The organism is Streptomyces sp. NPDC056061 (assembly GCF_042266885.1).
In the GTDB taxonomy this organism is placed as follows: domain Bacteria; phylum Actinomycetota; class Actinomycetes; order Streptomycetales; family Streptomycetaceae; genus Streptomyces.
This window is the reverse complement of the sequence record NZ_JBHJWQ010000001.1, coordinates 344,085-365,099: the sequence shown is the minus strand read 5'-3', so window position 1 is coordinate 365,099 and position 21,015 is coordinate 344,085. Positions and strand designations below refer to the sequence as shown.

Here is a 21,015-nt window from a genome sequence, read left to right as displayed (position 1 = left end):
GACCGGTTCGCCGGGCCGGGCCGTCGAGCCGCACCCCCGAGGAGCCGCGTCCCAAAGGAGCCGTGGCTCAGAACTTGAGGTTGCCGATCATGCCTGCCACGTTGGTGGTCAGGTTCGAGATGCTGGGCGCGATGGACGAGCTGGCGAGATAGAAACCGAGCAGCGCGCAGACCACCGCATGTCCGGCCTTCAATCCGGATTTCCGGATCAGCAGGAAGACGACGATCGCCAGCAGCACCACCGCCGAAATCGAGAGTGCCACGGCGGTTCACCTCCATCAGTACGGTCGGGACGGGCAGCACACAGGAGCCAGCAGGTTCATACCCACAACGCGCTACGGATCATAACTATCCGTGCGACCGCATTGATCGGGGCACGGCAGCACGAGGGGCGCACGACCGGGTGGTCGGGGGCTAGGTTCGGGCCCATGACTTCGCAGAAGATCTCATTTCCCCGCCGGCACGCACGAACGATGCGATTCACTCTCGGCGCTCCCCGCGCGTTCACCGTCTCACCGGACGGGGAGCGGGTGATCTTCCTGCGGTCGGCCTCCGGCACCGACCGGTCGGGGCGGCTGTGGGTGCTGGACCTGCCGGAGGGCGGCTCCCCGAAGGAACGCGTCGTCGCCGACCCCGAGACGTTGCTGGGCGGTTCGGCGGAGCGGCTGTCGCCCCAGGAGCGGGCCCGGCGCGAGCGCAGCCGTGAGGGTTCCTCGGGGATCGTCGGCTACGCGGTGGACGCGGCGGCCGAGTTGGCCGCGTTCGCGCTCTCCGGGAAGGTGTACGTCGCCGAGCTGCGGGCGGGCACGGCACGGGCGCTGCCGGTGCCGGGTCCGGTGATCGACCCGCGGCCCTCGCCGGACGGGCGCCACGTCGCGTACGTCGCCAAGGGCGCGCTGCGCGTCGTGGACGTCGGGGGCGAGGGCGACCGGGCGCTCGCCGAGCCGGAGGCGGAGAACGTCTCGTACGGCCTCGCGGAGTTCGTCGCCGCCGAGGAGATGCAGCGCTCGCGGGGCTTCTGGTGGTCGCCGGAGTCCGACCGGCTGCTGGTCGCCCGGGTCGACGACAGCCCCGTGCGGCGGTGGTGGATCGCCGATCCCGCGAACCCGGACCGTCGGCCCACCGAGGTCGCCTACCCGGCCGCGGGGACGCCCAACGCCGAGGTGCGGCTCTTCGTGATGGGGCTGGACGGCACCCGCACCGAGGTGGTCTGGGACCGCGTGCGGCACCCGTATCTGGCCCAGGTGCACTGGTCGTCGGCGGGTGCGCCGCTGCTTCTGGTGCAGGCCCGCGACCAGCGCAGCCAGCTCCATCTCGCGGTGGACCCCGAAACCGGTGCGACGCGGACGGTGCACGCCGACGAGGATCCGATCTGGCTGGAAATCTTCCCCGGGGCGCCCGCCTGGGCCCCGGACGGGAGGCTGGTGCGGATCGCCGACGAGGGCGGGGCGCGGGTGCTCGCGGTCGGCGACCGGCCGCTCACCGGGGCCCGGTTGCAGGTGCGGGCGGTCCTGGACATCGGTGAGTCGGACGTCCTGGTGGCGGCGTCGGCGGGCGAGGAGGCCGCGGAACCGGAGATCGGCGAGACCCATGTGTACCGGGTCAACGAGCTGGGCGTCGAACGGATCTCGGAGGAGGCGGGGGTGCATTCGGCGGTCCGCGCGGGCGGGGTGACGGTGCTGGTCTCCCAGTCGCTCCAGTGGCCGGGGACCCGCGCCGAGGTGCTGCGGGACGGCCGGCGGGTCGCCACCGTCGCGAGCTTCGCCGAACAGCCGACGCTGACGGCACGGGTACGCCTCACCGAGGGGGGCGCACGGCGCATTCCGTGCGCCGTGCTGCTCCCGGAGGGCTACCAGGATTCGGACGGCCCGCTTCCTGTCCTGATGGATCCGTACGGCGGACCGCACGGACGGCGGGTGCTCGCCGCCCACAACCCCCATCTGACGTCGCAGTGGTTCGCCGATCAGGGCTTCGCGGTGGTCGTCGCGGACGGCCGGGGCACTCCGGGGCGTTCACCGGCCTGGGAGAAGGCGGTCAAGGACAACCTCGTTCTCACCGTGGACGATCAGGTCGAGGCGCTGCACGCACTGGCCGAAACTTTCCCCCTGGACCTCGGCAAGGTGGCGATCCGGGGCTGGTCGTTCGGCGGGTATCTGTCGGCCCTGGCGGTGCTGCGGCGGCCGGACGTCTTCCACGCGGCCGTGGTGGGCGCACCGGTGACCGACCAGCGGCTCTACGACACCCACTACACCGAGCGCTACCTCGGCGACCCCGCCGAGCAGCCGGAGGTGTACGCACGCAACTCGGTGCTGACGGACGACGGACTCTCCGGGGCGGCGGAACAGGTCCGGCCGATGATGATCATCCACGGCCTGGCCGACGACAACGTGGTGGTCGCGCATTCGCTCAGGCTGTCGTCGGCACTGCTGGCGGCGGGGCGTCCGCACGAGGTGCTGCCGCTCAGCGGGGTGACGCACATGACGCCGCAGGAGCAGGTGGCGGAGAACCTGCTCCTGCTCCAGGTGGACTTCCTGAAGCGGTCGTTGGGGCTGCGGAACTGAACCGGGCGGGGCGCCCGGCGGCCGCTTTCGGCCATCGGGCGCCCGTGCCGGGTCCGTGGCCGCCCGTCGAATTCCGGCCATCGACGCACGGCATCGGACCGGTGCGCCCCGGCCGTGTCCGTCACCAGCCCGGCGGCGGCTGCGCGGGCGGCGGCTGGTGCGGGGGCGGCGGCGCGAAGCGCGGCGGCTGATGCGGGGGCGGTGGCCCGAAGCGCGGCGGCTGGTGCGGGGGCGGCGGCGCGTCCGAGGGGCCCTGCCCGGGGTAGCCGTACCCCGGCTCGTACCCCTGATGGGGCGGGATGGGGACTTCGGCCGTGCCCCGCCGGGCCAGCACGATGAGCACGACCACCGCGAGGAGGGTTTCGAGGAACGAGCTCAGCACCCCGAGCTGGTTCTCGAACGGCAGTTCGCCGAACTGTTCCAGCCATTTGTAGTGCACGGCCTGGAACACTCCCATCACCCCGTCCGGCAGCAGCACCGCGGCGGCGATCAGACCGAACGGCCGGGTGTGCACGGCTCCGGCGAGCGCGCTCACGGCGGCGAACGCGCAGAGCAGCACGTGCAGGACACTGCTCCACCCGGGAGGCGGGTCGATCAGCACCGGCATGCTCCGCTCCCCGCCCACGTACCACTCCGGGAAGATCTCGGGGAACCGCACCAGCAGGCGGATGCCCCAGGCGATGCCGAGTACTGCCCCGGTGCCCAGCAGCAGGAAGGCGGTCACACGCGCGCCCCGGCCCGGCCGGAGCGGTACCTGTTCGGAGAAGTCGACCGGCGGGCGGCGCCCGGCACCCGCCGTGACGATCAGCACGACCCCCGCCGCCAGGGCCGCGAAGGCACAGAGCAGGGCCCGGGTGCGCAGCTCGTCGGAAAACCTGCCGTTCATCTCGGAGGCGCCGATGTTCCAGAGGCCGGGAAGCCGTACGGCGATCGTGAGCACCCCGGTGGCGACCATCGTCGCCGCGGCCGTCGAGGACCGCAGTGCCGCACCGGCGGCGACGAGGTACACCACCAGCAGCGCCAGATCGCCGCTCGACGTGGCGGGCATCGTGCCCGGGCCTTCGTCGTAGAACCCCGCCCAGTACCGCCACATGTGCTCCGGGCCGTCGGCCGCCCCGAGGTCCCGTATCAACCAGCCCGCCACGATCGCCGCGAGCAGGGCGCAGAGAACGGCGCCGGTGACCCTTGCCCCCCGTGTGAGTATCACCCTCGCGATACTCCACGGTCGCTGCCCGCCGGACAAGGGGGCGCGCACCAGGCTTCAGATGAACGGGCAACCCGCCGGGGGGAGTTGGGGCCCCGGCCGGTTCACGGCGCCCGCACGGCCGTGCGTCGTCCGTGCTCGCGGGCGCGTGTGTCGGCGGCGGTGCGCGGAGGTTGCCGACGGGTTACGGATGCCTCGTCAGACGACCCGGCTGCTCCCGGACGGCGGCCCGTCGTCACCACCACCCGGCCCGACTCCACCACCGGGCCCGACTCCACCACCCGGCCCGTCACCACCACCCGGCCCGACTCCACCACCCCGCCCGTCGCCGCCGCCCTCCGTCCCCGGCGCGCGCTCCGGCAGTTCCCCCGGTGTCTCCAGCAGGCCCTCGGGCGGCACCACCCGCTTCTCCTCCGCGAAGTGGCAGGCCGAGTCGTGCCCGGCCGGGCCCTCGGTCTGCCGGAACACCGCCGGGACGGCCAGCAGCGGGACCTCCAGCGCGCACCGCTCCTGCGCCTTCCAGCACCGGGTGCGGAAGCGGCAGCCGGACGGCGGGTTCGCCGGGGACGGGACGTCGCCGTGCAGGATGATCCGCTCCCGGTGCTCGCGGGCGGACGGGTCCGGCACCGGCACCGCGGAGAGCAGCGCCTGGGTGTACGGGTGGGTGGGGTGGTCGTAGATCTGTTCGTCGGTGCCGATCTCGACGATCCGGCCCAGGTACATCACGCCGACCCGGTCCGAGATGTGCCGCACGATCGACAGGTCGTGCGCGATGAAGACGTAGCTCAGTGCGAACTCCGCCTGGAGCCGGTCCAGCAGGTTGATCACCTGCGCCTGGACGGAGACGTCGAGGGCGGAGACGGGCTCGTCGGCGACGATGATCTCGGGGTTCAGCGCGAGGCCGCGGGCGATTCCGATGCGCTGGCGCTGGCCGCCGGAGAACTGGTGCGGGTAGCGGTTGAGGTACTCCGGGTTGAGGCCCACCACGTCCAGCAGGTCCTGGACCCTGCGGCGGCGGTCGCCCTTCGGCGCCACCTCCGGGTGGATCTCGTACGGCTCCCCGATGATGTCGCCCACCGTCATCCGGGGGTTCAGCGAGGTGTACGGGTCCTGGAACACCATCTGGATGTTGCGGCGCACCGCCTTCAGGGCGCGGCCGGACAGCGCGGTGACGTCCTCGCCCTTGTACCGGATCGCCCCGGCCGTCGGCCGTTCCAGGTGCACCAGCATCTTGGCCACGGTCGACTTGCCGCAGCCGGACTCCCCCACGATGCCGAGCGTCTCGCCCGCCGCCAGGTCGAAGGAGACCCCGTCGACCGCCTTGACCGCGCCGATCCGCTTTCTGACCAGGATGCCCCGGGTCAGCGGGTAGTGCTTCACCAGGTCCCGGACCTCCAGGATCGGTTCGCCGGTCGGCGGCCCTCCCGGCCGGTCGCGGACCGCCGCGCCCGCTCCGCCCGTCCTCCCGTACCTCGGCCGGTCAGCGTGCATCGAGCGTCTCCTTCCAGAAGTAGCAGGCGCTCCTGCGGTGTTCGGCCACCTCGTACAGCGGCGGCACCTCGCCCCGGCAGATTTCGCGGGCCATCGGGCAGCGCGGGTGGAAGGCGCAACCGGGCGGGATGTGCAGCAGGTTGGGCGGCAGGCCCTTGATCGCGTACAGCTCCCGGCCCTTCTGGTCCAGGCGCGGGATCGACCGGAGCAGGCCCTTGGTGTACGGGTGGGCGGGCGCCCGGTAGATGTCGTGCACGGGGGCCGATTCGACGATCCGGCCCGCGTACATCACGGCGATCCGGTCGGCGACGTCCGCGACCACCCCCAGGTCGTGGGTGATCAGGATCAGCCCCATGTTCAGCTCGCGCCGCAGCTCGGCGAGCAGGTCCATCACCTGGGCCTGGACGGTCACGTCGAGGGCGGTGGTGGGTTCGTCCGCGATGATCAGCGAGGGCTCCAGCGCCAGCGCCATGGCGATCATGATGCGCTGGCGCATGCCGCCGGAGAACTGGTGCGGGTAGTCGCCGACGCGTTCCCTGGCGGCCGGGATGCGGACCCGGTCCATCAGCTCGACGGCCTTCGCCCGGGAGTCCTTGCGGGACATCCCGCGGTGCACGACGAACATCTCGCCGAGCTGCTCGCCGACGCTGAGCACGGGGTTGAGGGAGGAGAGCGCGTCCTGGAAGATCATGGCCATCTCCCGGCCGCGGATCCTGCGGCGTTCGTCCTTCTTCATCCTCAGCAGGTCGCGCCCCTTGAAGAGGATCTCGCCGCCGCCGATCCTGCCGGGCGGCATGTCGAGGATGCCCATGATCGCCTGGGCGGTCACGGACTTGCCGGAGCCGGACTCGCCGAGGACGGCCAGCGTCTCGCCCTCGGCCACCGCGTAGGTGACCCCGTTGACGGCCTTGGCCACGCCGTCACGGGTGTGGAACTCCACGTGCAGATCGCGCACTTCGAGCAACATGGCAGCGGGCTCCTCAGCGCAGCTTGGGGTCGAGGGCGTCGCGCACCGCGTCGCCGAGCATGATGAAGGCGAGCACCGTGATCGCCAGGGCCCCGGCGGGCCAGAGCAGCATGTGCGGGGCGTTGCGGATGTACGGGGAGGCGGCGGAGATGTCGATGCCCCAGGAGACGGCGGGCGGTTTGAGCCCGACGCCGAGGAACGAGAGGGTCGCCTCCAGCGCGATGTACGTGCCGAGCGCGATGGTCGCGACGACGATCACCGGGGCGATGGCGTTCGGGGCGATGTGGCGCAGCATCATCCGGGTGTTCGAGGCGCCGAGCGCGCGGGCCGCCTGGACGTAGTCGTTCTGTTTGGCGGTGATCACGGAGCCGCGGGCGATGCGGGCGATCTGCGGCCAGCCGAGCAGCACGATGAAGCCGATCACCGGCCAGACGGTGGAGCTGGTGACGACGGAGAGGAAGACCAGACCGCCGAGGACCACCGGGATGCCGAAGAAGATGTCGGTGACGCGGGAGAGGAGGGCGTCCCACCAGCCGCCGAAGAATCCGGCCAGCCCGCCGAGGACGCCGCCGAGCAGGGCGACGCCGATGGTGGCGCAGACGCCCACGGTCACCGAGTTCCTGGCCCCGTGGACCGTGCGGGTGTAGACGTCGCAGCCCTGTCCGTCGAAGCCGAAGGGGTGGCCGGGCTGCGAGCCCTGCTGGGCCTTGGCGAGGTCGCAGTCGAGCGGGTCCTGGTCGGTGATCAGCGATGGCCAGATCGAGATGACCACCAGGAAGAGGATGATCAGCGCGGAGATCAGGAAGACCGGGTTGCGGCGCAGGTCGCGCCAGGCGTCGGACCACAGGCTGCGCGGTTTCTCGGCGGGGCCGGTGCCCTCGGGCCCGCCGGGGGTCTTTTCGAGGGTCGCGCCCTCCTCCAGTGCGAGGTCCATCGCTCCTCCTGCCCCGGCTGGGGAGATCGCCTCGTCCGGTGTCGGCTCAGGCATAGCGGATCCTCGGGTCGAGTACGGCGTAGAGCAGGTCGACGATCAGGTTCGCCGTCAGGAACACGAGGACCAGGATGGTGACGAAGCCGACGACCGTCTGGGAGTTCTGGCGCAGGATTCCCTGATAGAGCTGGTAGCCGACGCCGTGGATGTTGAAGATCCGTTCGGTGACGATCGCCCCGCCCATCAGCGCGCCCACGTCGGTGCCGATGAAGGTGACGACGGGGATCAGCGAATTGCGCAGCAGGTGCCGGATGACGACGCGGCGTCCGGGGAGTCCCTTGGCGACCGCGGTGCGGACGTAGTCGGCGCGGGCGTTCTCGGCGATCGATGTCCGGGTGAGACGGGTGACGTACGCCAGGGAGACCGAGGCGAGGACGAGTCCGGGGACGATGAGTTCGTCGATGGGCGCCTCGGAGGAGACGGCCGGTTTGATGACGCCCCACTGGACTCCGAGGAGGAGTTGCAGCAGCAGGCCGGTGACGAAGGTCGGGACGGAGATGACGACAAGGGTCAGGACGAGGACGGCGGTGTCGACGGGGCGGCCGCGGCGCAGGCCGGTGACGACACCGAGGCTGATGCCGATGACGATCTCGAAGACGATCGCGACGACGGTGAGCCGGATCGTGACGGGGAAGGCGGCGCCCATCAGTGCGGTGACCTTCTGCCCGTTGAACGCGGTGCCGAAGTCGCCGGTGAAGACGTTGCCCATGTAGGTCGCGTACTGCTGCCAGAGGGGCTTGTCGAGGCCGAATTCCGACCGGAGACGGGCGGCGGTCGCCGGGTCGCAGCGGCGTTCGCCGCAGAGGCCCGCGATGGGGTCGCCCATCACATTCACCATGAGGAAGATCAACAGCGTGGTGCCGAAGAAGACCGGGATCATCTGCAGCAGCCGCCGGATCACATAACGTCCCATCAGGAGCTCCGGGGGTCGCGGGGATCGTAGGCGGGGCCGGCGGCCCGGGGCCGGGAGGGCGGTGTTCGCGCCGTGTCGGCCCGGACGCCGTCGGCGGGACGCCGTGGGGACGCGAGGGCCGGGCGGCCCGGTGCGTCGCCGCCACCGGACCGTCCGGCCCCGTCGGTCACTTGACCTTGATCTGCTCGTACACCGGGACGCTGAAGGGGTTCAGCGACACGTTGCTGATCCGGTCCGCGTAGCCGGCGCTGCCGTTCTGGTACCAGAGCGGGATGACGGGCATCTGCTCGGCCAGGACCCGCTCCGCGTCCTGGAAGGTCGAGACGGCTTTGGCCTTGTCGGGCTCGGCGTTGGCCCGGTCGACGAGGCCGTCGAACTTCTTGCTGCTCCACTTGCCGTCGTTGGACGAGGCGTCGGTGTAGTACACCGGCTGGAGGAAGTTCTGGATCAGTGGGTAGTCCATCTGCCAGCCGGCCCGCCAGGCGCCGGTCAGTTTCTGCTGGGACACCTGGCTGCGGAAGTCGGCGAAGGTGCCGATGGGGCCGCCGACGCACGCCTTGTTGTCGCCCATCACCCGGTTGATGCTGTTGCAGACGGCGTCGACCCATTCCTTGTGGGATCCGGTGTCCGCGTTGTACGAGATCTTGAGCTGGCCGCCGGGGATGCCGCCGCCCTCCTGGATGAGCTTCTTGGCCTGCGCCGCGTTGAATTCGCACGGGGCCCCGCACAGCCCCTCCTTGAAGCCGCCCTCCGCGCCGAGGACCGGGGAGGTCCAGTCGGAGGCGGGGGTGCGGGTCTTCTGGAAGATCTGGTCGGTGATCTGCTCGCGGTTGATGGCCATCGACAGGCCCTGGCGGACCTTGATGCCGCCGGGGGTGTCCCATCGCTTGTCGTAGAAGGGGAAGGCGAGGGTCTGGATGATGCCGGCCGGGGTGTTGATGTACCGGCTGCCCAGGTCCGCCTTGACGTTCTTCAGCTGAGAGGCGGGCACGTCGTCGACGAGGTCGAGGTTGCCGGCCGTCAGGTCGGTGTAGGCGGTGTTGTTGTCGGTGTAGACCCTGAGGTCGATGCCGCCGTTCTGCGCCTTGTCCGGCCCGGGGTAGTCGGCCCACTTGCGCAGGCTCATCGACGAGCCCTTGGTGTACGTGTCGATGGTGTACGGGCCGTTGCCGACGGGCTTGGCCAGCCAGCCCGCGTGGTCGGTGAAGAAGGCTCGGGGCAGCGGGGCGAAGGCCACGTAGCCGAGGGTGTCCGGCCAGAGGGAGAACTTCTGCGACAGCTTGACCGTGAAGGTCCGGTCGTTGACGAGTTTGAGGCCGGAGAGCGTGTTCGCGGAGGCGCTGCCGCCGGCTGGGTGGACCTTGTCGTAGCCGTCGATGTAGCCGAAGAAATAGGCGTTCTTCTGGTTGTTCTTCAACAGGGCGCCGTAGTTCCAGGCGTCCACGAAGGATTTGGCGGTGACCTTCTCGCCGTTGCTGAAGGTCCAGCCGTCCTTCACGGTGATCGTGTAGTTCTGGCTGTCCTTGGACTCGATCTTCTCGGCGAGCATGTCCTTGGCCTCGCCCGTTCTGGGGTCGTACCGCTTGAGCCCCCGGAAGACCATGTCGAGTACCTTGCCGCCCTGCACCTCGTTGGTGTTCGCCGGTTCCAACGGGTTCTGCGGATCACCCCACGAGGAGCTCACGATTCCTTCGGCCCCACTGCCGCCGCCACCACCGCCGCACGACGTCACCGCGAGGGCGACGACCACCGCACCCGCGGCCCATCCGGCCCGTGTGGCTCCGCGCATGGAGTGCCTCCTCCTGGTGCTCCGTCTCACTTGGTGTCAAATATCGCCTCATCAGAGACATGCCGCATATCTACTCCACCCATCCGGGGCAGGGGATCGGAGCCGGAGGAACCGGGAGCCGAGGGAATCCCGAGCCGGAGGATTCCCGAGCCGGGGGAATCCGGACGCGCCGCATCCGACGGCCGTCGACACTCGCGGCGCCCCGCCCGACCCGAGCGAACAGACATGCACATGACATTGCATACCCGTCACGAACGGACACCGGCCGATAACGGCCGCGCATCGAACCCGCATCTACCACGAATGATCGCGGCGGGATGTACACATTCCGAGACAGTCCCGCCCGAATATCGGACTCGATGCCTGAATTGCCCGCATTCGTCGCACCGAGGTCACCGAACCAGGCACACTGGCGCAAAATAATTTCCAAATAAAAGTAATGAAAAAGCAAATAACCTAAAGACCGGACCAAGGGCATCGGCCATTCATTGACCCTGCATGAACGGCATTGAAATGGTCCGGGTAGCCCGTAGGTGTTGCCCTGCGGAGTCCTTCGACCCTCCGGGCCAGGAGCACCATGACGATTCCAACCCCACACGCTGCCACACCCGTTGAGGCGGAGGACGCGACGCCGACGCCCCCGCCGGACCCCTCCGCACTCAAGGGCGGCGACGGCCGGTCACCGGGCAAGCTGGCCTGGCGGCGCTTCAAACGCGACCGCACCGGCATGATTTCGGCCTACGTGGTCATCTTCTTCTTCGTGATCGCGGTCTGCGCACCGCTGATCGCGAAGCTGTACGGCAAGGACCCGTACACGACGTACGGCCAGGACCAAGAGGGCCTGCTCAACGACTTCGGCTTTCCGATCAAGCCCAACGGCGGGATCAGCGGCGACTTCTGGTTCGGCATCGAACCCCAACTCGGGCGCGACCTCTTCACGTTCCTGCTCTACGGCATCCGCAACTCGCTGTTCATCGCCGGTGTGACGACCCTTCTGGTGACCGTGCTCGGCATCGTCATCGGCGTGACCGCCGGCTACTTGGGCGGGAAGACCGACTACTTCATCGGCCGGGTCATCGACATCCTGCTGGCGTTCCCCTCCACGCTCTTCTTCATCGCGTTCTGGCCCGTGCTGATCTCGATCCTGGTCTCGCCGGAGGAGTCCACCCCGATCTGGCTGACCGTCACCAGTCTGATCCTGGTGATGACCGCGTTCGGCTGGGCCTCGATCGCGCGACTGCTGCGCGGCGAGGTACTCGCCCTGCGCGAGCGGGAGTTCGTGGAGGCGGCCAAGGTGACCGGCGCCTCGCCGGCCCGGATCATCTTCAAGGAACTGCTGCCCAACCTCTGGACGCCGATCCTCATCCAGGCGACCCTCGCTCTCCCCATGTTCGTGACCGCCGAGGCGGGGCTCGCCTTCCTCGGCGTCGGACTGACCGCGAAGACCCCCGACTGGGGCGTGATACTCCAACGCGGCGCGGACGTCTACCAGGACGACATCACCTTCATGCTCTTCCCCGGCGTGTCGATGGTGGTCTTCGTTCTTGCGTTCAACCTTCTCGGCGACTCGGTCCGCGACGCCCTCGACCCGAAGACCAAGCGCTGACAGTTCCGTCCCGGACAGGAGCGACGGGGCTCCGCCGGATCAATCGTCCCCTTTCAACGACCAGGGCAGGTTGCCATGTCTCTCTCCCGCAGAAACTTCGTCATCGCCACATCCGTGGCGGCGGGCGGCTCACTCGTTCTCTCCGCGTGCAGCAGCGGTGACGCCGGCGGGGGCGGTGACAAGGGCACGCCGCAGGCGGGGGCGACGGAGTACACCGGTGCCACCGTCAAGATCGGCAGCAAGGAGGAATCGACGGGCCCGGCTCCGGAGATTCCCGGTGCCAAGAAGGGCGGGACGATCTACGGCGTCTCCGAGGACGACTTCTCCCACCTCGACCCGCAGCGCATCTACTACGCGTTCAACTCCTCCGGGGCGCTCCTGTTCGCGCGCGGCCTCACCGGCTACAAGATCGACATGAAGGGTGCCATGACCCTCGTCGGTGACCTCGCCACCGACGTCGGCACCGCGTCCGCCGACAACAAGACCTGGACCTTCACGCTGAAGGACGGGCTCAAGTGGGAGGACGGGAGCGAGCTGACGGTCGAGGACGTCCGGCACGGCATCGAGCGCGCCTGGGCGCCGTTCGTCACCGAGGGCGCCGCCTACGTCCAGCAGGCGCTCACCGGCAAGGGCGACTGGCGCAAGGGCTACGAGGGCCCGTACGACGGCAAGCACCTGGACTCGATCGTCACCGACAAGGCGAAGAAGACGATCACCTTCAAGCTGGCGGAGCCACGTCCGGACTTCAACTTCACTCTGGCCATGACCTCCTACTCGGCCACCCCGGTGAAGCTGGACACCAAGGAGAAGTACGACAAGAAGCCCGTCTCCTGCGGCCCGTACATCGTCAAGCACCGCTCCATCGACAAGTCGATGACGCTGACGCGCAACAAGCACTGGGACCCGGCCACCGACCCGATCCGCAACGCCTACCCGGACGGCTTCGAGTTCGAGTTCGGCCCCACCTCGCTGGAGTCCGCGGACCGCTTCATCGCGGACCAGGGCAAGGACCAGCAGATGGTCTCCATCTACAAGGCCGTGCCGGCCGAGCGCATGCAGAAGGTGCTCACCGACCCGGAGCTGAAGAAGCGCACCTTCAACGGCCTGCTCACCGGCACGTACTACTACCCGATCAACTGCAAGCGCGTCACGGACGTCGAGGTGCGCAAGGCGCTCAACATCGCCTGGCCCCTGGAGCAGATCCGCAAGATCTACGGCGGCCCCTCCGCGGGCGACTACGCGACCACCATCCTCAGCCCCGACATCCTGGGCCGCAAGGAGTTCGACCTCTACGGCAAGCTGAAGGCGCCGCAGGGCGACGCCGAGGCGGCCAAGGAGGTCCTCAAGAAGGCCGGCAAGCTCGGCCAGAAGATCGTCTACGCGTACCCGCAGAGCCCGACCTACGACAAGACCGCCGTCGTCATCGAGAACGCGCTCAAGAAGGCAGGTTTCACGCCGGTCATCAAGCCCGTCGACTCGACCTCGTACTACGACCAGGCCCAGCAGATCGACAACAGCTTCGACGTCATGTGGTTCGGCTGGTCGCCCGACTGGCCGACGGCGTACACGATGATCCAGCCGCTCTTCGACAGCGCCAACATCGGCAACGGCCAGAACAACGTCTCCCAGGTGAAGGTCGACTGGATCGACGCCGCCGTCAAGGAGAACGTCGTCATCACCGACCAGAAGAAGGCGGGTGACGCCTGGGCCGCGCTGGACAAGCGCATCATGGAGGAGATCGTCCCGATCATCCCGGAGACCTTCCAGCGGCGCTTCTACCTGTACGGCTCCAAGGTCGGCGGCGCCATCATGGACCCGAACTTCTCGGCGACGCTGCTCTACAAGACGTACGTCAAGGCCTGACGAACGGCCCCCGCGGGAAGCGGGTGACTCCCCAGCGGCGAGTCACCCGCTCCCCCTCCTCCCTCTCGGCATCCGTCAGGAAAACCCACTGCCATGCTGCGCTTTCTTCTCCGCCGTGTCGTCGGCGCCGCGGTCATCCTGCTGATCATCAGCGCCCTGGTCTTCGTCCTCTTCTACACCGCCCCGCGCGACCCCGCCCGGGTGGCCTGCGGCAAGGTCTGCACGCCCGAGACCCTCGCGCTGGTACGGCACAACCTGGGGATCGCCGATCCGATACCGGTGCAGTACTGGCACTGGCTGCAAGGCATCTTCGTCGGTCGCGACTACCAGACGTACGGCAACTGCCCGGCCCCCTGCCTGGGTTACTCGTTCATCAACCGCGAGCCGGTCTTCGGCACCATCGTCGACCGGTTCCCGACCACCCTCTCGCTCTCCGTGGGCAGCGCCTTCGTCTTCGTCCTCTTCGGCGTCGGCACCGGCATGCTCGCCGCGGTCAAGCAGGGCAAGCTGCTCGACAAGGTCGCCTCCTCCGCGTCGCTCGTCGCCTCCTCGCTGCAGATCTACATCGTCGGCGTGGTCGCCATGTACTTCCTCACCGACCAGCTGCACCTGCTGGACCGGCCGAGCTACACACCGCTCACCGAGAATCCCGGCGCCTGGTTCTCCGGCCTCCTGCTGCCCTGGCTGGTCCTGTCCGTCATCTTCACGGCCAACTACACCCGTATGGCGCGCTCCCAGTTGGTGGAGACGCTGAGCGAGGACTACGTGCGCACCGCCCGCGCCAAGGGCCTGTCCCGGCGGACCGTCTTCTTCAGATTCGCCTGGCGCGGGGCCATGGGGCCGATCGTCACCATCTTCGGCCTCGACCTCGGGGTACTCCTCGGCGGCGCGATCATCACCGAGAAGACCTTCAGCCTCCAGGGCATCGGGGCGCTCTCGGTCAAGGCCGTCTCCACCAACGACCTGCCGACGCTGCTCGGCGTGATGATGGTGGCCGCCACCGCGATCGTCGTCCTCAACATCGTCGTCGACGCCGTCTACGCCCTCATCGACCCGCGCGTCCGCCTCGCCTAGGGAGAGACCCCGTGAGCACCCCCTTCCTCTCCGTGCGCGATCTGCGCGTGCACTTCTCCACCGAAGACGGCATGGTCAAGGCCGTCGACGGGCTGTCCTTCGACGTCGAGAGGGGCCGGACGCTCGGGATCGTCGGCGAGTCCGGCTCCGGCAAGTCCGTGACCAACCTGACGATCCTCGGCCTGCACCACCCCGAACACACCGAGATCGAGGGCGAGATCCTGCTCGACGGACAGGACCTGCTGACCGCGTCGGAGCGGGAGCTGGAGCAGCTGCGCGGCAACAAGATGGCCATGATCTTCCAGGACGCGCTGGCCTCCCTCTCCCCGTACCACACCATCGGCAAGCAGATCGGGGAGACGTACCGCAAGCACACCGGCGCCTCCAAGCGGGAGGCGCGGGCGCGGGCCGTGGAGATGCTCACCAAGGTCGGCATCCCGCAGCCCGACCTGCGGGTGGACGACTACCCGCACCAGTTCTCCGGCGGTATGCGCCAGCGCGCGATGATCGCCATGGCGCTGGTCTGCAACCCGGCGCTGCTGATCGCCGACGAGCCGACGACCGCGCTGGACGTCACCGTGCAGGCCCAGATCATGGACCTGCTCAAGGACCTTCAGCAGGAGACCGGCACCTCGATCATCTTCATCACCCACGACCTCGGCGTCATCGCCGACATCGCGGACGACGTGCTGGTGATGTACGGCGGGCGCTGCGTCGAGCGCGGCACGAAGAAGGAGGTGCTGCGGGCGCCGCAGCACCCCTACACCTGGGGCCTGCTGGGTTCCATGCCGAGCCTGGACGGCCCGGTCGACGTGCCGCTGTCGCCGATCCCCGGCTCCCCGCCGAGTCTCCTCAACCCGCCGTCCGGCTGCCGTTTCCATCCGCGGTGCGCGTTCACCGAACGCGTCGGCGGCACCCGCTGCGCGAGCGACCGGCCTTCGCTGGAGCTCACGGACGGGCGCGGCGCCGCCTGCCACCTGACGGCCGAGCAGCGCGCCGAGTCCTACGCGGACCTCTCCGGCACACGGCCCCACTGACGTACAAGAGACGGGACTTCCCCACCATGAGCAGCACAGATCCCCTCCTGGACGTCTCCGGACTCACCAAGCACTTCCCGATCAAGGGCGGCTTCCCGATCCGGCGGACGGTCGGCGCGGTGCAGGCTGTCGACGGCCTGGACTTCACCGTGGCCCGGGGCGAGAGCCTGGGGCTGGTCGGAGAGTCCGGCTGCGGCAAGTCGACGACCGGCCGACTGGTCACCCGGCTGCTGGAGCCGACCGCCGGCCGGATCTCCTACCGCGGCCAGGACATCACCCACGCCTCGCGCAAGCAGCTGGCCCCTGTCCGCAACGAGATCCAGATGATCTTCCAGGACCCGTACGCCTCGCTGAACCCGCGGCAGACCGTCGGCAAGATCATCACGGCTCCGATGGAGATCAACGGCATCGAACCGGCGGGCGGCCGCGAGGCACGCGTGCGGGAGCTGCTGGAGACCGTCGGCCTCAACCCGGAGCACTACAACCGCTTCCCGCACGAGTTCTCCGGCGGTCAGCGCCAGCGCATCGGGGTGGCCCGCGCACTCGCGCTGGAACCGAAGCTGATCGTGGCCGACGAGCCGGTCTCGGCGCTGGACGTGTCCATCCAGGCCCAGGTGGTGAACCTGCTCCAGCAGCTCCAGCAGGAGCTGGGCATCGCGTTCCTGTTCATCGCCCATGATCTGGCCGTGGTCCGCCACTTCTCGCAGCGCGTCGCCGTCATGTACCTCGGCCGGATCGTGGAGATCGCCGACCGCGAGGACCTGTACGGCAATCCGCGCCACCCGTACACCAGGGCGCTGCTCTCCGCGGTGCCCGAGGTGTCCGCCGACGACGCCCCGGCGCGCGAGCGCATCCGCCTGGCGGGCGACGTCCCGTCCCCGGTCAACCCGCCGTCGGGCTGCCGCTTCCGCACCCGGTGCTGGAAGGCCACGGACATCTGCACGAGCCAGGCCCCGCCGCTGGTGCGGATCGAGGGCAGCCGGGAGGGCCATCTGACGGCCTGCCACCACCCCGAGGCCGCCGAGTCCGTGTCGTCCGTCCCGAAGGCGCGTACGGCCCCGGAGGGGGCGGGGACCGGCACGGCCGCCGAGGAGCCGGAGGGCGGGGCCTGACGCCCCCCGGCCCACGAACCGATCACGTGCGACCCCTTGACCCGAGCCGCCCGCGAGGCCGGTTCGGGGAAACGGCGGGAACGGCGGAAGCGCCCGGAACCGATCGGTTCCGGGCGCTTCCCGTGTCACGCCTGTCGTACGGCGGAGGTCACACGTGTCGGGTCACGAGGCCGCGCCGACGACGTCCTTCTCCTCGGCGAAGTGGCAGGCCGACTCGTGCGCGGCCGGCGTCTTCGAGGACGCGAAGCGCTCGGGGACGGCCAGCAGCGGCATCTCCGTGGCGCACTTGTCCTGGGCCTTCCAGCACCGGGTGCGGAAGCGGCAGCCGGACGGCGGGTTCGCCGGGGACGGGACGTCGCCGGTGAGGATGATCCGCTCGCGACCCTCGCGGGCCTCCGGGTCCGGCACCGGGACCGCCGACAGCAGCGCCTGGGTGTAGGGGTGCGTCGGGTGGTCGTAGATCTGCTCGTCGGTGCCGATCTCGGCCATCTTGCCGAGGTACATCACGCCGACCCGGTCGGAGATGTGCCGGACGATCGAGAGGTCGTGCGCGATGAAGAGGTAGGAGAGGTTGAACTCGTCCTGGAGCTTCTCCATCAGGTTGATGACCTGCGCCTGCACCGACACGTCGAGCGCGGAGACCGGCTCGTCGCAGATGATGATCTCCGGGTTGAGCGCGAGGCCGCGGGCGATGCCGATGCGCTGGCGCTGGCCGCCGGAGAACTGGTGCGGGTAGCGGTTGATGTACTCCGGGTTGAGGCCCACCACGTCCAGGAGCTCCTGGACCTTGCGGCGGCGGTCGCCCTTCGGCGCCACCTCCGGGTGGATCTCGTACGTCTCGCCGATGATGTCGCCCACCGTCATGCGGGGGTTGAGCGAGGTGTACGGGTCCTGGAACACCATCTGGATGTTGCGGCGGACGGCCTTGAGGGCCTTGCCGGACAGCTTGGTGATGTCCTGGCCCTTGTAGAAGATCTCGCCGGAGGTGGCGGTCTCCAGGAGCATCAGGAGCTTGGCGACGGTGGACTTGCCACAGCCGGACTCGCCCACGATGCCGAGCGTCTCGCCCTGGTACAGGTCGAAGGAGATCCCGTCGACGGCCTTGACCGCACCGATCTGCTTCTTGAACAGGATGCCCTGGGTCAGCGGGAAGTGCTTGACCAGGTTCCGCACCTGGAGGATCGGCTCTCCCCGGTCCACCTTGGCGTCGAGGGCGGCGACGGCCTCGGCCTCGGTGGCGGCGTCGGTCGTCTCCACCGCGGTGACGTTGGGGGTGGCTTCCTCCGAGGCGGCATCCACGGCGTCGTTCTTCTTGGGCTCAGCCATGGATCTGCTCCTTCCAGAAGTGGCAGGCGCTGCTGCGGCCGACCAGCTCGGTGCCGTCCCGCTCGGTCACCGGCAGCAGGGCCGGGACGTCGGTGCGGCAGATGTCCTGCGCCTTGGGGCAGCGCGGGTTGAAGGCGCAACCCGCGGGCGCCTTCAGCAGGTTGGGCGGCAGGCCCTTGATCGCGAAGAGCTCGTGGCCCTTCTGGTCGAGCCGCGGGATCGAGTCGAGCAGGCCGCGGGTGTACGGGTGCGCGGGGCGCTTGTACAGCTCGTGGATCGGGGACTGCTCGACGATCCGGCCCGCGTACATGACCGCGATCTTGTCCGCGACGTCGGCGACCACGCCGAGGTCGTGGGTGATCAGGATCAGACCCATGTTGTACTCGCGCTGGAGCTCCGCCAGCAGGTCCATGACCTGCGCCTGGACCGTCACGTCGAGCGCCGTGGTGGGCTCGTCCGCGATGATCAGGTCGGGCTCCAGCGCCAGCGCCATGGCGATCATGATGCGCTGGCGCATACCGCCGGAGAACTGGTGCGGGTAGTCGTTGACCCGGCTGCTGGCGGCCGGGATCTTCACCCGGTCCATCAGCTCGATCGCCTTGGCCTTGGCGTCCTTCTTGGACATGCCCTGGTGGACCCGGAACATCTCGCCCAGCTGGTTGCCGACCGAGTAGACCGGGTTCAGCGCGGAGAGCGCGTCCTGGAAGATCATCGCCATCTTCGGGCCGCGCAGCTTGCGCCGCTCGCTCTCCGGGAGCTGGAGGATGTCCTGCCCCTGGAAGAGGATCTCGCCCTTGGCGACCCGCCCGGGGGGCGAGTCGAGGATGCCCATGATCGCCTGCGCGGTCACGGACTTGCCGGAGCCGGACTCACCGAGCACGGCGAGCGTCTCGCCGGCCCGGACGTCGTAGTTGACGCCGTTGACGGCCTTGACGATGCCTTCGCGGGTCTTGAACTCGACGTGCAGATCGCGCACTTCGAGCACCGGGGCGTCGCCGGAGCGCTGGTTCGGCACTTCCGCGGTGACGTGTGAAGTAGTCATGTAGTGGTGCCGCCCTCTCAGCGCAGCTTCGGGTCAAGGGCGTCGCGCAGCCCGTCGCCGACGAAAACGAAACCAAGGACGGTCAGGACGATCGCGATGGACGGGTAGACCCACAGGTAGTCCTTGACACCCAGGAAGTCCTTGGCGGCCGACAGCATGTTGCCCCACTCCGCGACCTCGGGGCTGACGCCGACGCCCAGGAAGGACAGGGCGGCCTCGGCCACGATCGCGCTGCCGACGCTGAAGGCGGCGTACGCCATCACGGCGGCGACGGAGTTCGGGATGATGTGCCGGATGATGATCCGCGCGGTGCCGGCGCCCAGAGCGCGGGCGGCGAGCACGTAGTCGGCCTCGCGGACCGACAGGATCGAGCTGCGCAGCAGTCGGGAGACCGTCGGCCAGGAGAAGACCGCCAGCGAGATGATCACCGGGGCGACGCCGCGGCCCATCGCGATGATGATGACGATGGCGCCGATCAGCAGCGGGAAGGCGAAGAAGACGTCCGCGATGCGCATCAGCACCGAGTCGGTGGCCTTGCCGAAGTAGCCGGCGAGCGAGCCGATGATGATACCGATCAGGCACGCCAGGAAGATCGAGGCGAGACCGATCACGACGGCGATGCGGGCGCCGTAGATGATGCGCGACAGCTGGTCGCGGCCGAGCGCGTCGGTCCCGAGCATGTGGTCGCCGCCCGGGGACTGCAGGGTGTTGTTGAGGTCCTGCGCCAGCGGGTCGTACGGCGCGAGCAGCGGCGCGAGCGCGGCGGTCAGGAACAGCAGGACGACCAGCACCAGGCCGACCACGGCCAGCTTGTTGGCCATGAAGCGGTGGCGGATCTCGCCCCACTGGGTGACGCGGGCGACCGCCGGCTCGGCCTCGGCCGAGGCGGCCGCCTTCTGAGCGGTCCCCGCCTCCGCTGTGCTCTTGGTGAGCTCAGTCATGGGTGTGACTCCTAGAACGGGCTGCCTGGGATCAGGCGAGACGGATGCGCGGGTCGAGGACCGCGTACAAGAGGTCGACGATCAGGTTGAGCAGAACGAACACGGCGACACCGAAGGTCACCACGCCGATGATGATCGGGTTGTTCTGCTGCTGGACCGCCTGGACCAGTGCGAGCCCGATGCCGTCCCAGTTGAAGATCGCCTCGGTGATGAGGGCACCACCGAGCAGGCTGCCGAAGGAGATACCCAGGTAGGTGACGACCGGGATGATCGAGTTGCGCATCACGTGCTTGACGAGAACCGTCCGACGGGGCAGGCCCTTGGCGACGGCCGTCTTGACGTAGTCGGCCCGCAGCACCTCCAGCATGGTGCCGCGCATGAGTCTCGCCACCAGTGCCGCGTCGAGGATCGCCAGCGTGAAGGCCGGCAGGATCAGCGAGTTGAAGGAGCCGTCGGAGATCAGCGGGAACCACTGGAGGTCCACCACGAAGAACTTCTGCAGCACCATGCCGATGATGAAGGATGGGAATCCGACGGCCAGCGTGGTCAGCAGTGTGATCAACACGTCCCAGAACGAATATCTGAACAGCGCGGCGATCAGACCGGCGAAGACGCCGATCGCGATGTCGATGAGGATGGCCGCGACAGCCAGCTCGGCGGTGTTCGCGAGCTTCGGCTTCAGGATCTCGGTCACCGGGCGGCGCTGGGTGAAGTCCTCACCGAGATCGCCCTTGGCCAGATTCTGGACGAAATGGCCGTACTGCACCGGCAGCGGGTCGTTGAGACCGTAGCGCTCCCGGAGTTCGGCGACGACGGCCGGGTCGCGGGCCTTGTCACCGCCGAGCGAGCCCACGGGGTCGCCGGGCAGGATGAACAAGCAGCAGAAGAGAACAACGGTCGCACCGAAGAGGACGACGACCATCTGCCCGAGCCGGCGGATCACATATCTGCCCACGATGCCTCCTTCACATACTGAGCGTGGGGGTGAGCGGCGTCATCCGATCGGGAGAGGGGCCGCTTCCGGGCGCCGGTAGGGGGGTGCGCCCGGGACGGGACGAAGGCCGTGGAAACCGAAGAAGTTACTCCGACTCCACGGCCT

The 21,015-nt window shown here is 69.0% G+C and carries 17 protein-coding genes; 6 read left to right on the top strand and 11 right to left on the bottom strand.

The genetic code is table 11. From position 1 onward, the window contains the following. Positions 1–67 precede the first annotated feature (67 nt). On the bottom strand, positions 68–262 hold the full coding sequence (locus ACFC79_RS01630; protein ID WP_376233709.1) for a hypothetical protein: 195 nt from the start codon (positions 260–262) through the stop codon (positions 68–70). Between the two features lie 165 nt (positions 263–427). Here ACFC79_RS01630 and ACFC79_RS01625 point away from each other — a divergent pair, with 165 nt between their 5' ends. Then, a complete protein-coding gene (locus ACFC79_RS01625; protein WP_376233707.1) occupies positions 428–2,560 on the top strand; it encodes a prolyl oligopeptidase family serine peptidase in 2,133 nt (710 codons plus the stop codon). Positions 2,561–2,681: 121 nt separating this feature from the next. Here ACFC79_RS01625 and ACFC79_RS01620 read toward each other — a convergent pair whose 3' ends face one another. The 6 genes from ACFC79_RS01620 to ACFC79_RS01595 all read right to left on the bottom strand — a co-directional run bounded on the left by ACFC79_RS01620 (position 2,682) and on the right by ACFC79_RS01595 (position 9,915). Continuing rightward, positions 2,682–3,767 carry a hypothetical protein gene (locus tag ACFC79_RS01620; RefSeq protein WP_376233704.1) on the bottom strand — a complete coding sequence of 362 codons (1,086 nt, stop codon included), beginning with the start codon at positions 3,765–3,767 and terminating at the stop codon, positions 2,682–2,684. Between the two features lie 195 nt (positions 3,768–3,962). Next, the gene (locus ACFC79_RS01615; RefSeq protein WP_376233702.1) at positions 3,963–5,255 is read right to left on the bottom strand and encodes an ABC transporter ATP-binding protein; all 1,293 of its coding nucleotides are present in this window, start codon (positions 5,253–5,255) and stop codon (positions 3,963–3,965) included. After that, positions 5,245–6,222 carry an ABC transporter ATP-binding protein gene (locus ACFC79_RS01610; RefSeq protein WP_376233699.1) on the bottom strand — a complete coding sequence of 326 codons (978 nt, stop codon included), beginning with the start codon at positions 6,220–6,222 and terminating at the stop codon, positions 5,245–5,247. Before ACFC79_RS01610 ends, ACFC79_RS01615 begins: the two co-directional genes overlap by 11 nt. Positions 6,223–6,235: 13 nt before the next feature. Beyond that, positions 6,236–7,210, bottom strand: a complete 975-nt coding sequence (locus tag ACFC79_RS01605; protein WP_376233697.1) for an ABC transporter permease — start codon at positions 7,208–7,210, stop codon at positions 6,236–6,238. Next, on the bottom strand, positions 7,203–8,126 hold the full coding sequence (locus ACFC79_RS01600) for an ABC transporter permease (RefSeq protein ID WP_376233694.1): 924 nt from the start codon (positions 8,124–8,126) through the stop codon (positions 7,203–7,205). Before ACFC79_RS01600 ends, ACFC79_RS01605 begins: the two co-directional genes overlap by 8 nt. Positions 8,127–8,292: 166 nt before the next feature. Further along, positions 8,293–9,915, bottom strand: coding sequence for an ABC transporter substrate-binding protein (locus ACFC79_RS01595; RefSeq protein ID WP_376233692.1), 1,623 nt, complete (start codon positions 9,913–9,915; stop codon positions 8,293–8,295). 577 nt (positions 9,916–10,492) lie between these two features. On the opposite strand from ACFC79_RS01595, the gene ACFC79_RS01590 reads away from it, so the two are divergent. The 5 genes from ACFC79_RS01590 to ACFC79_RS01570 all read left to right on the top strand — a co-directional run bounded on the left by ACFC79_RS01590 (position 10,493) and on the right by ACFC79_RS01570 (position 16,607). Continuing rightward, positions 10,493–11,521 carry an ABC transporter permease gene (locus tag ACFC79_RS01590; protein WP_376233690.1) on the top strand — a complete coding sequence of 343 codons (1,029 nt, stop codon included), beginning with the start codon at positions 10,493–10,495 and terminating at the stop codon, positions 11,519–11,521. 75 nt (positions 11,522–11,596) lie between these two features. Continuing rightward, positions 11,597–13,384 carry an ABC transporter substrate-binding protein gene (locus ACFC79_RS01585; RefSeq protein ID WP_376233687.1) on the top strand — a complete coding sequence of 596 codons (1,788 nt, stop codon included), beginning with the start codon at positions 11,597–11,599 and terminating at the stop codon, positions 13,382–13,384. 93 nt (positions 13,385–13,477) lie between these two features. Continuing rightward, positions 13,478–14,458 carry an ABC transporter permease gene (locus tag ACFC79_RS01580; RefSeq protein WP_376233686.1) on the top strand — a complete coding sequence of 327 codons (981 nt, stop codon included), beginning with the start codon at positions 13,478–13,480 and terminating at the stop codon, positions 14,456–14,458. Between the two features lie 71 nt (positions 14,459–14,529). Continuing rightward, a complete protein-coding gene (locus tag ACFC79_RS01575) occupies positions 14,530–15,495 on the top strand; it encodes an ABC transporter ATP-binding protein (protein ID WP_376234877.1) in 966 nt (321 codons plus the stop codon). Positions 15,496–15,521: 26 nt separating this feature from the next. Beyond that, the gene (locus ACFC79_RS01570) at positions 15,522–16,607 is read left to right on the top strand and encodes an ABC transporter ATP-binding protein (protein ID WP_376233683.1); all 1,086 of its coding nucleotides are present in this window, start codon (positions 15,522–15,524) and stop codon (positions 16,605–16,607) included. A gap of 162 nt (positions 16,608–16,769) precedes the next feature. Here ACFC79_RS01570 and ACFC79_RS01565 read toward each other — a convergent pair whose 3' ends face one another. Genes ACFC79_RS01565 through ACFC79_RS01550 form a run of 4 tightly spaced genes read right to left on the bottom strand, consistent with a single transcriptional unit; the run spans position 16,770 to position 20,871 of the window. Then, entirely contained in the window at positions 16,770–17,933 is a 1,164-nt protein-coding gene (locus tag ACFC79_RS01565; protein WP_376233682.1) for an ABC transporter ATP-binding protein, read from the bottom strand. Beyond that, a complete protein-coding gene (locus ACFC79_RS01560) occupies positions 17,926–18,975 on the bottom strand; it encodes an ABC transporter ATP-binding protein (protein WP_376233679.1) in 1,050 nt (349 codons plus the stop codon). The genes ACFC79_RS01565 and ACFC79_RS01560 overlap by 8 nt, the downstream gene beginning before the upstream one ends. A 17-nt stretch (positions 18,976–18,992) precedes the next feature. Beyond that, complete coding sequence (locus ACFC79_RS01555; RefSeq protein ID WP_376233676.1) at positions 18,993–19,916, bottom strand: ABC transporter permease; 924 nt, start codon at positions 19,914–19,916, stop codon at positions 18,993–18,995. 31 nt (positions 19,917–19,947) lie between these two features. Then, positions 19,948–20,871: an ABC transporter permease gene (locus ACFC79_RS01550; protein WP_376233674.1), complete on the bottom strand. Its 924-nt coding sequence runs from the start codon at positions 20,869–20,871 to the stop codon at positions 19,948–19,950. Positions 20,872–21,015: the final 144 nt, after the last annotated feature.

Bases quoted from the DNA above. Each gene is read 5' to 3' on its own strand.
- ACFC79_RS01625 (WP_376233707.1), top strand. From the start codon at position 428: ATGACTTCGCAGAAGATCTCATTTCCCCGCCGGCACGCACGAACGATG.
- ACFC79_RS01615 (WP_376233702.1), bottom strand. From the start codon at position 5,255: ATGCACGCTGACCGGCCGAGGTACGGGAGGACGGGCGGAGCGGGCGCG.
- ACFC79_RS01610 (WP_376233699.1), bottom strand. From the start codon at position 6,222: ATGTTGCTCGAAGTGCGCGATCTGCACGTGGAGTTCCACACCCGTGAC.
- ACFC79_RS01605 (WP_376233697.1), bottom strand. From the start codon at position 7,210: ATGCCTGAGCCGACACCGGACGAGGCGATCTCCCCAGCCGGGGCAGGA.
- ACFC79_RS01600 (WP_376233694.1), bottom strand. From the start codon at position 8,126: ATGGGACGTTATGTGATCCGGCGGCTGCTGCAGATGATCCCGGTCTTC.
- ACFC79_RS01595 (WP_376233692.1), bottom strand. From the start codon at position 9,915: ATGCGCGGAGCCACACGGGCCGGATGGGCCGCGGGTGCGGTGGTCGTC.
- ACFC79_RS01590 (WP_376233690.1), top strand. From the start codon at position 10,493: ATGACGATTCCAACCCCACACGCTGCCACACCCGTTGAGGCGGAGGAC.
- ACFC79_RS01585 (WP_376233687.1), top strand. From the start codon at position 11,597: ATGTCTCTCTCCCGCAGAAACTTCGTCATCGCCACATCCGTGGCGGCG.
- ACFC79_RS01580 (WP_376233686.1), top strand. From the start codon at position 13,478: ATGCTGCGCTTTCTTCTCCGCCGTGTCGTCGGCGCCGCGGTCATCCTG.
- ACFC79_RS01575 (WP_376234877.1), top strand. From the start codon at position 14,530: ATGGTCAAGGCCGTCGACGGGCTGTCCTTCGACGTCGAGAGGGGCCGG.
- ACFC79_RS01570 (WP_376233683.1), top strand. From the start codon at position 15,522: ATGAGCAGCACAGATCCCCTCCTGGACGTCTCCGGACTCACCAAGCAC.
- ACFC79_RS01565 (WP_376233682.1), bottom strand. From the start codon at position 17,933: ATGGCTGAGCCCAAGAAGAACGACGCCGTGGATGCCGCCTCGGAGGAA.
- ACFC79_RS01560 (WP_376233679.1), bottom strand. From the start codon at position 18,975: ATGACTACTTCACACGTCACCGCGGAAGTGCCGAACCAGCGCTCCGGC.
- ACFC79_RS01555 (WP_376233676.1), bottom strand. From the start codon at position 19,916: ATGACTGAGCTCACCAAGAGCACAGCGGAGGCGGGGACCGCTCAGAAG.